Below are 15,557 nucleotides of genomic sequence, written 5' to 3'. Positions count from 1 at the left end.
TTGTAGGTTTAATATATTTGTTTTTTATCACATCTTCAAATATTTCGCTTGGGTCCACTTTTGGAGGCTTTTAGCATCATTCACATCCTTTTTGAACTAGATCATCTTTAGCCAAAAGTAAAGTACTTACAATTTCCATGATTTTAAAGAGTAACTTTCCTTTATTGGTGGGTATAACTAAGAATACAGATACAGTTTGATGCATTTACTATTTGATTTTGGACTCAGTAAGCTTGAAGTATTTCTCATTTAATTTATTCACAGTCAGAATCTCAACATTATATAATTTTATCTTTTCATTTAGAAAGTACTCTTTGGTTGTTTTTAGCGTTTTTGATGCTATTTTTTCTTAACGTTTTTTGAATTCCTTCAATAAATTTTTTAAAATCTATACTTATATGTATCTAGTTATCAGTTTTTAGCGCCTTAACAGAGGTGTGTTAAAATTAAATTTTTTTTGTTAAAATATTTTTAGTATAAGGAAACACTTCTTAATTTTAATACAAATCAAAAAACATAAAAATGATGATACCACAAATCAGATCACCCGTAACTAAATATAGGACAAGTAATTACTTGTACAGTTTGACCTATTTAATTAAAATACTAAAAACCTAATAAATAATATAATTATGAAAAATTTACTTAAAAATTTAAACTTACTCTTCGTTTGTACAGCGATGGTCTTTATGTACTCCTGTCAGGAAGATGAAATTGTTTCAGAAGAAACAAGCGGTATTGAATTTGTATTTACCGGTGATAGAGTTAGCAATAATGCTGGTGCTAAAGCAGGAGATGTCAAACTTGGTTCTGATGATGGAAAGGAATTCGAAGTTTGCGATATGAGCTTAGCTTCTTATGCGGTAGTTGAAATGGCTGGAATGAGCTATACCATCGACCTAAACGTATGGGGGGATAATTATAAAACAGACCTTGTTGAAGTTGGTCCAGGTAGTTATGAGATTACTAGCTGTATGCTTTATGACAGCGATGATAATCCGCTTTACGCTACACCTATAGAAGGTAGTGAATTTGCTAGATTTGTTGATCAGTCATTACCTTTTAGTGTTGAAGTAGAAAACTACAGAAAAATTGAGTACGACATAGACGTGCTTTGTGTGGAGAACTTCACACCACCTCAATTTGGCTTTGTTTTCTGGGACGTAAACATCAAAGAGGTAAAGAACTTATGTGTATTTGCTAACTTCTGTGAGCCTGAAGTCGGACATCAGGTAGCTACATTAGAGGCATTTGTTTATCCAAATGCAGATGAAACTTCTGAGACAGATTTAATCTGGAGTGGTTCTGCAGATGGTGATTATAATAGTGAAGATGTGTCTAACGAACTTCTTTGCGTAAAATTACCTTATGATTCTAGCTTACCTACGGAAGAGCAGTCTTACTTTATAGAGTTATTTGTAAATGGAGTATTGTTCCAGGGAACTATGCCTTTAGACAGAGTTGATATGATCAATGAAGAAGATGGTTACCTTCACCTGAATGAGGATTGTGATGGAGATTTTGACGTATTCAGTAACTCCTATAATATAGCTTGGGAAGACCTTAATGATGACGGTGCAGAGAACGATTGTGATTATAATGATTTCATTGTTAAAACAACAAGTTTCACAGATATCGCTACTGGTAACTTAAATTTCAGATTTGAGCCAGTTGCAAGAGGTGCTGGATATAGCCATGCCTTCAAATTTTGGTTACCTGGTACAGGTTATGTGATATCAGGAGATGCTGCAAGTGTTCAGGAAATATCTGGCAATACGGCTGTAACTGTATATCCAGATACAAATCAGGCCTTTACACCTAATGGAAATTTTGTAAATTCAGTATGTGGATCCACAACTGGTTTGGGTGAAGTGAGAACAGTTACAATTGAAAGTGCTCCATCAGATTTCGTTTTTTACCTGTTGAATCCTTTTGATGCTAACCTGAATGTGAACGGTGGTCCGAATTACGATTTGACTATAGGAAATCTTTTCCCGTCTTCTACTTTTATAAAAGATGGAGAAACGTTTCATAATGGTTTAATCACCAGTATGGACTGGAAACATGTTCAAGAAGGTGTTGATATTAGAACAGTTTACGGTAATAATTTCGAAACCAATTTTGTTCCTGTAAGTAATATTCAGGATTTATATGAAAACTGTCCATAGTGTTAGTCAATAACCATTGACTATGAGTATAGAGATTGATTTTAAAGTCTCTAAACAGTGAAGGCTGCCTTTTGGCAGCCTTCTTTTTTCTATGCATATTATCACCATCTTTAGAGTTAAAGTTCTGTGAGGAAGCTTATTTTGATGATTAACGATAAGTTGAGTCAAGGATTTGTATTGTATATATAGCTGAGAAGTAAGCCTAAGACAAAAGCTGATAATAATCCTTTAGCAAAGGTTGTCAGATTTGCATTAAAAAAAAATCGAGGAGTTTACACTTAATTTGCTCACAGTCAGACTCTCAACATTATATAGTTTTATCTTTTCATTTAGAAATACTCTTTGTTTGTTTTAGCGTTTTTGATGCTATTTTTTCTTAACGTTTTTTGAATTCCTTCAATAAATTTTTTAAAATATATACTTATATCTATCTAGTTGTCAGTTTTTTAGCGCCTTATCGGAGGTGTGTTAAAATTAAATTTTTTTTGTTAAAAAATTTTTAGCCCGACGAAACACTTCTTAATTTTAATACAAATCAAAAAACATAAAAATGATGATATCACAAATCAGATCACCCGTAACTAAATATAGGACAAGTAATTACATGTAATAACTTGTAGAGTTTGACCTATTTAATTAAAATACTAAAAACCTAATAAATAATATAATTATGAAAAATTTACTTAAAAATTTAAACTTACTCTTCGTTTGTACAGTGATGGTCTTTATGTACTCCTGTCAGGAAGATGAAATTGTTTCAGAAGAAACAAGCGGTATTGAATTTGTATTTACCGGTGATAGAGTTAGCAATACTGCTGATGCTAAAGCAGGAGATGTCAAACTTGGTTCTGATGATGGAAAGGAATTCGAAGTTTGCGATATGAGCTTAGCTTCTTATGCGGTAGTTGAAATGGCTGGAATGAGCTATACCATCGACCTAAACGTATGGGGGGATAATTATAAAACAGACCTTGTTGAAGTTGGTCCAGGTAGCTATGAGATTACTAGCTGTATGCTTTATGACAGCGATGATAATCCGCTTTACGCTACACCTACAGAAGGTAGTGAATTCGGTAAATTTGTTGATCAAGCCCTACCTTTTAATGTTGAAGTAGAAGATTATAGAAAAATCGAATACGACATAGACGTACTTTGTGTGGAGAACTTCACATCACCTCAATTTGGTTTTGTGTTCTGGGACGTAAACATCAAAGAGGTAAAGAACCTATGTATATTTGCTAACTACTGTGAGCCTGATACTGGACACCTGGTAGCTACATTAGAGGCATTTGTTTATCCAAATGCAGAAGAAACTTCTGAGGCAGATTTAATCTGGAGTGGTTTTGCAGATGGTGATTTTAATAGTGAAGATGAGGAAAATGATCTTCTTTGCGTAAAATTACCTTATGATTCTAGCTTACCTGCTGAAGATCAGTCTTACTTTATAGAGTTATTTGTAAATGGTGAATTGTATCAGGGAACTATCTCTTTAGATAGAGTAGATATGATCAATGCAGAAGGTAGTTACCTTCACCTGAACGAGAATTGTGATGGAGATTTTGACCTGTTTGAGTCATTAGAAATTCCTTCTTAATCCTTTCGATACCAGCCTTGATCTGTAATCTAGGTTATAATCTAACAGCTTGAAATCTTATCTTTTCATTTACGTTTATAAAAGCGATGGAAAATCAGTTGAAAAGCAGATTAATAACTGTTATGAACTTGGAAGCGGTATCAAGACGGTAGGGGTATAAAATGTTTATGGAGAAGATGTCAAAACTAGTCGTTTCTATAGACAATTCCCAGGGGTTATTCCAAATCTATGGTCTATAAGCCTTAGAGCGAAAGATCATAGATTAATTGAAGACTGCTGAAGAGCAGTCTTCTTTATTTATTGAATATTTAGGCATAAACCTTCCAGTTTAGATTAGTTATTAGTAGTAAAGCAAAATGAAATTAAACTTGTATTCTAAAATAAAATTGATTGATTTTATAGAGAACTCTTATTTTATTTTTTTCCATTATTTCTTTATTACTGAACTTTTATTAAGTTAATAGACTATTCATTTAAACATTGAAAACTTCCAATAGGACTGCCATCTGGAATGCTTGGTGATGGAATCACTTTAAATTCTTCTGGATCTTCCATAAATTGATCGATGCGGTACAATATTTCTTTTGCTATAGGAGAATTTGATTTGTCAAAGTTATTTCTTAAATCTCGTAAAGTTTTATTAGCAAAGGCTTTGACTTGTGGAATACTTTCATTGCTTGCAGAAAGGTTCATCACGTGCTTCAATACATTGAAATTGATGCTGTTTTGCACTTGAGTTAAATAATCGGAGTTATGTGTTCTGCTGAAGGTATTTTTCACTAATTCCTCCAAGACTTCTCCTAAGCCTAAATTGGATTTGTCCAAAGACTTCTGCTGAATTAACCGATTCGCACGCTCTGGATGTAGCATTAAACCTAAAGTCATGTCACTTGCTGTAGCAGCCGCTCCCAAAGCGTCAAAACTGACGCCCATATTGCTTTTGAAGGATTCCCGGCTTCTGGAATAACCAAAAGCACGTGGCGGGAATAGATCTAAAATACGTTCTGGAATTGCTAAAGTTTCTGCGCCTAGTGTTTTTAAAGCAGCATCAAGTGCTTTTTTTTGATCTGATTTTGAAATAGTCTCGACTCGCTTCAATTCACTTCCTTTGGTAGCGTAGTTGTAATCCAAACCACCAATAAGTTTGACGGTAGCTTCGGTCTGGTAGCGGTGGAAAAAATATAAAGGCACAAATACATCTTCTAAAACTGAATAGGATTCACCAGTTTTAATATTGTCTTCAGAAAAATTTGAAATTGCTGTTTTTCGAAGTTTTAAAACACGGATCAATTCCTCGGAAGCACTTGCTCCGTTATCCCATAAATGTGCATAAGCATGTGCTCCGCCAAGAGGTCGAGCATCTGAATCACTAATAAACTGCAATCCATCATCTTGCGCTTTCTTTAAAATAGAATTTAAATAGTCGCTTTCAGTCTGATTCTGGCCACTATCGCCGTAACTATAAGCCACGGTCACTTTGTCCCACTCTCCAATAGTGGTATCGTAAGCTTCAGAAAAATCTATTTTATTGTCTTTAAATTTCAGTTTTGGATGTGGATAATCCATCACGCTGGCATCTGCATTGGTACTGGCGGCAAAATTATGGGCAAAACCAAGCGTATGTCCCACTTCATGAGCAGACAGCTGACGTATTCTGGCCAAAGCCATTTCCAGCATAGGCTCATAATTGTCATCGGATGTTTCAAATGGACGATTCATCAAAGCCTGAGCAATCATAAAATCCTGCCGAATTCTAAGACTTCCTAAACTCACATGACCTTTTAAAATTTCGCCAGTTCGCGGGTCTGAAACACTGGCACCATAACTCCAGCCCCGAGTAGAACGGTGAACCCATTGGATCATATTGTAGCGCAAATCCATAGGGTCGGCATTGGCCGGAAGCACTTTCACCTGAAAGGCATTTTTGTAACCAATCGCCTCAAAAGCTAGATTCCACCATCTGGCACCTTCCAGCAAAGCAAATCGTATGGGTTCAGGCGTCTCAGAATCTAAATAATAAACAATTGGTTCTTTTGCTTCGCTAATTTTTGCCTCAGGGTTCTTTTTTTCTAAACGATGACGTTTGATAAAACGCTTGGTTAAAGGCTCGTAAATTGGTGTTGCATAATCTTGGTAAGTAATAAAATTAGCTCCACTTCGAGTATCAAATTCTCGTGTTTTGTAACCATCATCTGGCAATTTCACAAAACTGTGGTGTTGTATTACTGTTAAGTTGGAAGCATCTGGAGCAACAGAACGAATGTTTCGGCCTTCGGCATCGCCAGAGAAGGTGAGCAGGGCTTCAAATTCTGTGTTTCTAGGAAAAGCCTTAGTGCGTGGCATCGCCAGAGCGCTTTTGCTTTTATCTAATTTATATGTGCCTTGTTTTTGTTGTTTTAAGCGTTTGGAAATACCATGCGCATCTTGCATTAAAAAAGGTGTGAAGTCGATAAGGAAAGCGTTTTCACTTTCATCTTCAATCTCAAACCCAAACAGCACCGATTTGGCAAAAGCCTGTTCGACGCTTCGGCGCTCCAATTCATTTTCGGTATTGGCTCTATAGTCTTGATTGGGTTGCATCAGTAACAATTTGTTACCCGCCCGTTGAAATTTGACGATGGCCGTTCCGCCTAATTGACCTCGATCCAAACCAATATCGTTGGATCCTAAACCACTGGTCAAGGAATGCACATAGATAAATTCCTGATCGAGCTTGTCAACCAATAAGTAAATCTTATCCTCTTTTTCAGAATACCAAAAATCGAAGAAACCTTCTTGTTTGGTAAGGTTTTCTTTGTCTTTTAAAGTCTCGAAGGTTTGCCCATTCACTAAAGAAGAAAGGAGTAAAACGGCAATGCAAATACTATTTTTCATGAGAATCAGCGTTCAAAAATAAATTCACACCGAATATAAGATTACTGGGAAAACTGAAGGGGTTGGGTTTATATTATTTCAATACATCAAAATTTCCAAAACATCTTCAGAAATCATCTCACCCAGCTGGATGTTAAGGCCAACGTGTTGCTTTAAGCAATGTAGTGTAAAGCATAAAATCTTAGTCAAAGCAAAATCCGCTTACGTGAATTATAGATATAGATTGTGGAAAATTCAATTTGGTTAAGAAGCCATACTCAGGAATAGACATATACTTTTTTATATTCATAACTTTAAATAAAAAAGCTATGCCCGAATTACCTGAAGTAGAAAATTACAAGGTGTATATAGATAGCACCGCTTTACATCAGCGCATTGTTGCGATGGATTGTCGAGATTCGAGATTGCTCAAGCTGTCCCAATCCGATTTTGAAACACACTTAATTGACCAAGAATTTAAAGCGACTCAGCGGATCGGTAAGTATTTATTTATTGAAACGACAGGCGAGAAGCTGCTTGTGATTCATTTTGGAATGACAGGCAGGCCAAATTATTATAAGAGTGAAGACGATCGTCCTAAATATGGTCATATTCAGTTAACTTTTGAAAATGGTTTTCATTTTGCTTTTGAAAATAAACGGAAGTTTGGCTGGTGGAATCTTGCTAATTCGGTAGCTGAATTTAAAGCTGAACACAGCCTAAGCGATGATGCCAGAGATCTGAAGCTCGACGATTTTAAAGCTTCGCTGAAAAATCGAAAGACCGACATTAAGAAAATCCTGATGGATCAAAGTGTAGCTGCAGGTGTTGGAAACTGGATGGCAGATGAAATTTTATATCAGGCCAAAATACATCCAGCCAAAAAAGTGGAAGATATGTCCACTGAAGTAATTGAGCGAGTCTTTGAAGCTATGAAAACCGTGATTGAAGTCGCGATCGAAAAGGATGCACACTACAGCGATTTTCCGGAGCATTTCCTGATGCACTTCAGAAAAGAAGATGCAACTTGTTTTCATACCGGTGCTAAAATTGAAAAAATGAAAGTAGGAGGAAGAACAACCTATTTTTCTCCGGAATGGCAGGAGCTATAAATTCAGGGTAAAATTTTGCCTGCTAGCGTTATTTTTTAAGAAAGTCAGGTTGAGGAAATTAATTGTCATGGTATCAGAGTGCTTCGATATTTATAGTATTTTCATTAAGTTTTTTGTAAAGTGACCAACTAGGGAGGTGCTTGGGGGATACTAAGGGTGAAGTAGGGTAATAAACACGCCAATCCTTAATTTCTTTTTTCATTAAAGTTTTAGACCATCTGGCAGTTTTCTTAGAAGATATTTTCAGTCATTTATATATCCAAGGTGGACCTAATAGGTTTCTGCTTAGCATAAAGCATTGTATCTTATGGTGTTAAGCTAAAAAGGAGTGAAATCTGAAGAAAAGAAACTACCTGACTTTAGGTGTTTTTTCAACAATAGTTCTATGGGGGAATGGAATTTCAACGCCTTCCCTATCAAACCGTTTCTTGATGCTTTCTATCAAGTCGCAATGCATCACAAAAGATTTAGGAGAATTTTCTGCCCAAACCCAGGCTCTTAAATTTACTGATGAATCGCCCATAGACAAAACTCTTACTGTTACTTCAGGTGTATTGTTTTTTATATCTTCTTCTGTGCGAACATCAAAGTAATCAGGATGATGTCGAACTTCCTCAAACATGATTTTTTTGGCTGTATCTATGTCGCTATCATAACTAATTCCCATTTCCAGAAAGCGACATACTTTCTCATCTTTTAAGTCAGAATTGGTCACTGCTTCATTGCTAATCACAGAATTGGGGATGATAATCCTTCGGTTTTCGAAATTCCTGATGACGGTATGCCTCAGTGTAATATCCTCCACAATACCCGACATAGTGTCTCTGATGATGAGACGGTCATTGACTCTGAAGGGTTTGAAGATAACGATGAATATGCCTGAAATGATATTGGATAAGGCTTGCTGTGAGGCAAACGTCACCCCCAGGGCTAATATACTTGCCCCTGCAAGCAGCGACGTGGCAATAGTTTTCAGCTGAGGTACGGATATGATCGCAAAACTAAAACCAATGATGTAGATCATTGCCGTAAGGAAATGTCCTAAAAAACTGTATTTTGTAGGATTGTTTTTAAGGTAAGCAGCTCTCTTTCTTAAAAAGGCAAAATAAAACTTATTGAAAAGTAGCGCTACGATGAAAGTGATCACAACGATCGCTAAAGGCACTCCAAATTTTAATATTTTGTATAAGGATTCGTTGAAAATTTCATTCATAGCATGAGATTATATAAAGATGATGCCTTTTTTCTTTAAAATTTAAAAATCAAATGTATTTATTTTATAAAAAATTAGTTGAAAAAATATTCAGATACTTGTTTGATTTTAAGTTACTTCCTTTCTCAAGACTTCCAGAGGGGGTTTCCTGATGACGCTCAAACTATTGCTTAACCCAATCACAAGGACCAGTAATACAATGCCAGGAAATATAATCAAAAAGGGGATGAGGGATGGCGTAAACGGCGATTCAAAAACCAGCCAGGCCAACAACTGACTGCTGATTAAAGACAATACGACTCCCGATAAGCCTCCGAGTACTCCAAGATAAATATACTCTAGTGCGGTTATGTTGATGATTTGCCTGCCTTTTGCCCCCAGCGTTCGTAACAATACACTTTCTCGAATACGTTGGTATTTACTGGTTCGTATAGCGCCCAGCAAGACAATAATACCAGTTAAAATACTAAAGAAGGCCATAAAGTTGATGATCCAGGAAATTCTTCCCAGAAGCATTTCTATGACATTCAAGACCTGCCTTAAGTCAATGATTGAGACATTAGGAAATTTCTTTACCAATTCTTGCTGTAAACTAGCCGATTTCTCTTCACCTGCTACTTTCGTGGTAAACACATGAAATTGTGGAGCTTTTTCTAAAACTCCTTCAGGAAATACAAGTGAGAAATTCAGTTGCATTCGTGACCAGTCCACAGTCCTTATGCTTCGGACTTCTGCATCCAGCAAGACACCCTGAACATTAAAAACCAGTTTGTCTCCGACTTTAACTTTAGCATCTTCAGCAAAATTTTCACTTATAGAGACAGGAACAAGATCGTTTTCCATGACTTTGGTTGTCCAGGACCCACTTTTAATCGTTTCAGAATCTATTAACGAATCACGATAAGTAGTTCTGAATTCATGATTCAAAACCCATCCATTCACCTGAGAAGTTGAATCTTTTCTTATTTCATTCACCGATTTTCCAGCAATATTTTGAACCCGCATGGTAACGATAGGAATATCGCTTAAGACTGGTAATTCGTTTGTTTTTATGGTTTTTGCTAAAGCTTCTCGCTGATTACTTTGAACGTCCAGTAAAATCATATTTGGACTATCAGTTTCAGACTCTATAGATGCTTGTGCTAGTAGTAAGTCTTTGCTGAAATAAAGTGTACTGATCAAAAACGTTCCTACACCGATCGCGAGGACGAGAGTTAAAGTTTGATTTTGTGGTCTAAAAAGGTTTAGTAAACTCTGCCTGGCTACAAATCCCCAATTATGTGGGAAATACTTCCTGATGGCTCGCATAAATAAATAAGCAATACCTGCTAAAATTGAAAAAGTAACTAAAATTCCACCTACAAAAGCGAGTGAGTATTTCCAATCCTCCAGTAGCCATAACGAAAACAAAAAGATGAATAGGAAAATGCCTACCGAAACCAGAATAATCGCCTTTCTAGATTTTGTAGACTTTTCCTTCACGACCCGTAGCGCCTGTAATGGGGAGATATAAAGTGTTCCAATTAGAGGATATAGGGCGAATAAGACTGACATTAAAATTCCCAGCAGAATTCCCATAACAATTACCTGCAATGAGAAACTGATTTGCACATCCACAGGAAGCAATCCCTCTAGTAGATAAGGAAACAATTGCTGAAGTACCAACCCTAAAGCAGTACCGATAATCCCGCCAATTAATCCCATGACAGCCACCTGAATCAGATAAATTAAAAAGGTTTGTTGTTTGCTTGCTCCTAAACATTTTAACACGGCAACAGCTCGTAATTTCTCTTTGATGTAAATATGAATAGCACTGGCAATTCCAACACAACCTAAAAGCAAAGCAATAAAAGCAACAAGATTGAGAAACTTGCCGAAGTTCTCGTAACGTCTTCCTAGTCTGTCGCTGGTGGAAGTGTGGGTATCGAGATCGGCTTCTTCAGCATCAAGAATTGGATCGAGGTTCTTATCTAATTTTTCCATGTCCATTCCAGGATCTGCTGTGAAATAGAACTCATAATCTATACGACTTCCTGTTTGCACCAATCCTGACTCTTCAATAAATCGATACGGAATCAAAACAGGAGGTGCCACTGAACTAAAAATAGCGGTGCTTCCAGGGACAGAGTTGAGCGCTCCAGTTATAGGTAAAGTAACTTTTCCGATTTTTATGCTATCTCCAGCTTGAATGCCTAGTTGAAGCATCACGGTAGCATCTACCAAAGCTCCACCATCTTTCTGATATGTGTTTGCAGCTTTTGTAGGTTTTGTTTCCAATTCACCATAAAAAGGAAATCCTCCTTCAATACCACGCACCTGCATAAGCTTAGTAGCTTCATTTTGAGGGAAAGCTGCCATGGAAGCAAACTTGATTTCTCTGGCTTTAGCACCGCCAAGCGAATCCATAATTTGTAAGACACGTTCGTTGGGAGGATCGTCGCTATCAATCTTAAAGTCTGCACCCATCAAAGCTTTAGACTGCAATGAGATATTGTCTTTTAAGTTTTCTCCAAAAGATTGTATAGAAACTACTGCGGCAATACCAAGCACGATAGATGCCATGAAAAGTGTTAACTTTTTACCACTGGCTTTCCCGTCACGCCATGCCATTTTAAAGAGCCAGCTTAAGCCTGGCCTAGTAGTGTTGTGTTTACTCATTATGCCTGCTTTTCTTGATTCTCAACAATTCGTCCTCTTTTTAATCTCAGGATATGCTGTGTTTTTTTAGCTAGTTCTATATCGTGAGTGACGATAATAAGTGTGGTACCAGCCTCTTTGTTAAGATCGAAGAGTAATTCTTCGACCTTTTCTCCAGTTTCGGCATCCAGATTCCCAGTAGGTTCATCGGCAAACAGAATAGAGGGCCTGTTTGAAAATGCACGAGCGACAGCAACACGTTGCTGTTCTCCTCCAGAAAGCTGAGAAGGATAGTGATGTATTCGATCTCCTAAGCCTACTTTTTCTAGTAGTTCCTTTCCTATTTTTAAAGCTTTCTTGTCGCCTTGAAGTTCCAGGGGAACAGCGACATTTTCCAATGCAGTTAGGGTTGGCAATAATTGAAAATCCTGAAAAACAAAACCTATATGCTTATTCCTTAGCAAGGCCCTTTCATCTTCACTTAAACTACTTAACTCACTTCCGCATAAGTTTATAGAACCAGAGTCAGGACTATCCAGACCTGCACAAAGTCCTAACAAAGTGGTTTTTCCACTTCCAGAAGGGCCAACGATGGCAAAGGTCTTTTGTTCTTCAACTTCAAAACTGATATCCTGTAATACTTTAAGTGTTTTGGAACCGCTGGTGTAGCTTTTCTCAAGGTTGCTAACGTTTAATATCTTTGTCATCTTAGAAATTGATTATTGTCTTATGTTGAATTGAGGCAAATTAAGGAAACGATTTCGTTATAAACCCCGTTGTTATGAGAAACTTAAGGCATTATTGCACGACTTTATTACTATTTATACTGCTATCTTGTGGTGAAAAAACTGATAAAAAATCTGAAGAGACTTCTACTGAAGAAGTCAAAACTGAAACTAAATCTAAAAAAAGTGAGGAAGATGTTATTCTTTTCTTTGGGAATAGTCTTACGGCAGGAATGGGCTTAGAACCTTCTGAAGCTTTTCCAGCATTGATTCAAAATCGGCTGGATTCGCTTGGTTATGATTATGAGGTGGTCAATGCTGGGTTGAGTGGAGAAACGACAGCCAGTGGTAAAAACAGAATTGACTGGGTATTGAATCAAGAGGTGGATGTGTTTGTTTTAGAACTGGGAGCAAACGATGGTTTACGAGGCATCCCAATAGAGGAAACTCGAAGAAACCTACAGGATATCATTGATATTGTGAAAAAGAAAAACCCTGAGACCAAAATTGTTTTAGCAGGCATGCAAATCCCCCCGAATATGGGACAAGACTACACTTCTGAATTTAGAAATATTTTCCCTGAACTTGCCCAGAAAAATAATGTCGCTCTCATTCCTTTTCTGCTGGAAGGCGTCGCTGGAGATCCAGAGTTAAATCAGCAGGACGGGATTCATCCCACTGCCCAGGGTTATAAAATTGTGAGAGAAAATGTTTGGAATGTTTTGGAAGGAATGCTGAAGGAAAAAAGATAATTTATTTATGGATTCTTGAACCTAGTGCTAATTTATTTAAATCTCAGATATCTATAAATGTGTAGTCATTAATTTTCCTTACAGATATAGATTCATAGGTTTTTGGACTCAATATCTTTTTTTTTACTTATCAACATTATTTTTACTTTTTCGTCTGATTCGATGAAATAGAATCTATATCCAAAGACTAAAAAAACAGGATTAAAGTAGGAGACACGAGAAACATAGGTGAAAATAGTAGTAATTCCAAAAACAACAAAAAAAGCAGTTAAGCCTTTCACACTTAAGGCTACAAAAAAGCAAAATAATTATCCAGAAAATTATTGTCGGATGGGTTTATCGAGATGACTTTGCTAATGACTAATTTTGGTAAAAATTTACATATACTAAGAGAAATCAGCACCGTCAACATATACATCAAGCTATTTTTTAAAAGGATTGATGTCATTTTGAATAAGGAAAACAACCAAAAAGAATGACACCGAACTCAAGGTTAAAATTAGTCTTAGGATAAAATTCATATGGTTTTAACTTGTAAAGTTTTAAACTTAAAGCAAACATTATTCTAATGTTGCGGCAGGGCTGATGTATCAATATTTGGCTTTAACCGTTTTTCTTCAATTTAGGATGCACTTACCAAAAATTATTATGGTATGTCTGTATTACATTGATATTCAAAATGCTTAAATTTAAAATAAACCCTTTAGTAATCATATTAAATTTGTGATTTATAATTTAAAGTCTCATTGAGATCGTATACTTTAAACGCTTTGGAGACAATTGATTAAAAAAATAATTGAGTTTATTTTACAGTATTTGATTGTGTAATTATAATATTGAACTAAAGCTGAGAGTCTCTCCATTCATTTTACTACAAATCTTAATTGCTTATAGGTCTTTAAAACATTTTTGAAATGCAATTGAACTTAATTGCCTATTAACTTTAGCTTAGGTGTTGGCGTAAATTAAATAACTTTAAAAAATATATTATGGACTGGATATATAAATTTGATGACCCACTTTTGGAAACCTTAGAAGGGTATAAATAAGATTCCCTCTTTTCATATAATTATAACATTACCTTCAGGCAAATCTTTCAGTTTTTATGCGGTTCATCCAGTGGCTCCAATACCTAGTAAAATATACCCAGACAATGAAGACGAAAATGAATTGGAATTACTTATAATAGGAAACTTGGTTGCTGAAAATTCTTTACCATCAATTGTAGCGGGAGATTTTAATGATGTTTCCTGGTCACAAACATCAAAAGTGTTTGGTGAAAGTGGAAATTTGAAAAATATAAGAATAGGTAGAGGACTGTATAATTCATTTAATGCAACGTCTTTTTTTATGCGATGGCCTTTGGATCACTATTTTGTAACCGAAGAATTTGCGCTTATGAGGTTAGAGCGACTTTCTAAGTTTGGCTCCGACCACTTTCCACTTTATGCCAAGTTTGCGTTGATACAATGAAATGTTTTTATCGAAGATTCTAATAAATATTCCTCAAGAAATTCTGTAAATCAATACAAACTACGCACTTTTGGGTTTGATTTTGTATCAAAACGGCTCAAGCAGATTTTACTATAAATCTTACCTTGCTCTAATAACTTTAAAAATCAATTATGGCTTCAGGATTTTTTGCACTTCTAGATGATGTTGCTACTTTAATGGATGATGTGGCGGTGATGGGAAAAATCGCTGGAAAAAAAACTGCTGGGTTAATAGGTGATGATTTAGCTGTCAATGCAGAGAAAGCCTCTGGATTTATGTCTGCACGAGAGCTGCCTGTCCTATGGGAAATCACAAAAGGCTCGTTCCTTAACAAACTGATTATTCTTCCATTAGTTTTTTTACTAAGTGCTTTTGTGCCTACTGCAATCACAATTATACTTACTATTGGTGGTCTTTATCTATCCTTCGAAGGGGCTGAAAAAATTCACGAATTTTTCTTTTCTCATGCCAAAAAAGATAATAAGCCTCAGCTTAAAAAACTTTCGAAAGAAGCAGTATTAAGTATGGAAAAAGGTAAAATAAAATCAGCTATTCTTACCGATTTCATCCTTTCCGTAGAAATTGTAATTATTGCTCTAAGCAGTATTGCCAACGTAGATTTACTTACCCAGATTATTACAGTTACTATCATTGCTATTTTAGCAACTATTGGCGTTTATGGACTGGTTGCGCTTATTGTAAGAATGGATGAATTTGGTGCTAAGCTTATTTCTTTAAACGAAAAAGAAAACTCCATTTCAAATAAAACAGGTCGTTTTTTAATAACCGCTTTACCTATAGTTGTGAAGGGTCTTTCAGTTATAGGAACAATCGCCCTCATTCTGGTTTCAGGTGGCATCTTTGTTCATAATATTCCTTTTATACATGATTTACTTGCTGGTTTACCTGCGATTCTTGGTGAGGTCTTAGCAGGTCTTGTTATCGGATTTCTAGTTTTACTGATCATTAAGTTAGCTAGTAAAGTTTGGAAAAAATATAATTAGAGATA

At 36.0% G+C, this 15,557-nt stretch carries 11 protein-coding genes; 6 read left to right on the top strand and 5 right to left on the bottom strand.

Annotated features, from left to right (window positions below; all coding sequences use genetic code 11):
• Positions 1 to 76: 76 nt before the first annotated feature.
• Positions 77 to 205, bottom strand: a complete 129-nt coding sequence (locus tag ACFQ0R_RS08605) for a hypothetical protein (protein WP_379657966.1) — start codon at positions 203 to 205, stop codon at positions 77 to 79.
• A gap of 427 nt (positions 206 to 632) precedes the next feature.
• Between ACFQ0R_RS08605 and ACFQ0R_RS08600 the strand changes: the two genes are divergently transcribed.
• Complete coding sequence (locus tag ACFQ0R_RS08600) at positions 633 to 2,168, top strand: DUF4842 domain-containing protein (RefSeq protein WP_379657965.1); 1,536 nt, start codon at positions 633 to 635, stop codon at positions 2,166 to 2,168.
• A 670-nt stretch (positions 2,169 to 2,838) separates the two neighbouring features.
• Positions 2,839 to 3,762 (top strand): hypothetical protein, encoded by a 924-nt coding sequence (locus tag ACFQ0R_RS08595; RefSeq protein WP_379657964.1) that lies wholly within the window; start codon positions 2,839 to 2,841, stop codon positions 3,760 to 3,762.
• 465 nt (positions 3,763 to 4,227) lie between these two features.
• On the opposite strand, the gene ACFQ0R_RS08590 is transcribed toward ACFQ0R_RS08595, so the two are convergent.
• The gene (locus ACFQ0R_RS08590) at positions 4,228 to 6,636 is read right to left on the bottom strand and encodes a zinc-dependent metalloprotease (RefSeq protein ID WP_379657963.1); all 2,409 of its coding nucleotides are present in this window, start codon (positions 6,634 to 6,636) and stop codon (positions 4,228 to 4,230) included.
• A gap of 308 nt (positions 6,637 to 6,944) precedes the next feature.
• Here ACFQ0R_RS08590 and ACFQ0R_RS08585 point away from each other — a divergent pair, with 308 nt between their 5' ends.
• Positions 6,945 to 7,727 (top strand): Fpg/Nei family DNA glycosylase, encoded by a 783-nt coding sequence (locus tag ACFQ0R_RS08585; protein ID WP_379657962.1) that lies wholly within the window; start codon positions 6,945 to 6,947, stop codon positions 7,725 to 7,727.
• A 349-nt stretch (positions 7,728 to 8,076) separates the two neighbouring features.
• On the opposite strand, the gene ACFQ0R_RS08580 is transcribed toward ACFQ0R_RS08585, so the two are convergent.
• The 3 genes from ACFQ0R_RS08580 to ACFQ0R_RS08570 form a co-directional block, all read right to left on the bottom strand.
• On the bottom strand, positions 8,077 to 8,940 hold the full coding sequence (locus ACFQ0R_RS08580) for a mechanosensitive ion channel family protein (protein WP_379657961.1): 864 nt from the start codon (positions 8,938 to 8,940) through the stop codon (positions 8,077 to 8,079).
• A gap of 108 nt (positions 8,941 to 9,048) precedes the next feature.
• Entirely contained in the window at positions 9,049 to 11,598 is a 2,550-nt protein-coding gene (locus tag ACFQ0R_RS08575) for an ABC transporter permease (RefSeq protein WP_379657960.1), read from the bottom strand.
• Entirely contained in the window at positions 11,598 to 12,284 is a 687-nt protein-coding gene (locus tag ACFQ0R_RS08570; RefSeq protein WP_379657959.1) for an ABC transporter ATP-binding protein, read from the bottom strand. The genes ACFQ0R_RS08575 and ACFQ0R_RS08570 overlap by 1 nt, the downstream gene beginning before the upstream one ends.
• A 74-nt stretch (positions 12,285 to 12,358) precedes the next feature.
• On the opposite strand from ACFQ0R_RS08570, the gene ACFQ0R_RS08565 reads away from it, so the two are divergent.
• From ACFQ0R_RS08565 to ACFQ0R_RS08555, 3 genes are all read left to right on the top strand, one after another.
• On the top strand, positions 12,359 to 13,054 hold the full coding sequence (locus ACFQ0R_RS08565) for an arylesterase (protein WP_379657958.1): 696 nt from the start codon (positions 12,359 to 12,361) through the stop codon (positions 13,052 to 13,054).
• A gap of 1,119 nt (positions 13,055 to 14,173) precedes the next feature.
• Entirely contained in the window at positions 14,174 to 14,527 is a 354-nt protein-coding gene (locus tag ACFQ0R_RS08560) for an endonuclease/exonuclease/phosphatase family protein (RefSeq protein ID WP_379657957.1), read from the top strand.
• A 152-nt stretch (positions 14,528 to 14,679) separates the two neighbouring features.
• On the top strand, positions 14,680 to 15,552 hold the full coding sequence (locus tag ACFQ0R_RS08555; RefSeq protein ID WP_379657956.1) for a DUF808 domain-containing protein: 873 nt from the start codon (positions 14,680 to 14,682) through the stop codon (positions 15,550 to 15,552).
• Positions 15,553 to 15,557: the final 5 nt, after the last annotated feature.

This window comes from Psychroflexus salinarum (genome assembly GCF_042677225.1).
Classification (GTDB): Bacteria; Bacteroidota; Bacteroidia; order Flavobacteriales; family Flavobacteriaceae; genus Psychroflexus; species Psychroflexus salinarum.
The sequence above is the reverse complement of the archived record's forward strand: the minus strand, read 5'-3'. Positions and strand labels throughout refer to the sequence as shown.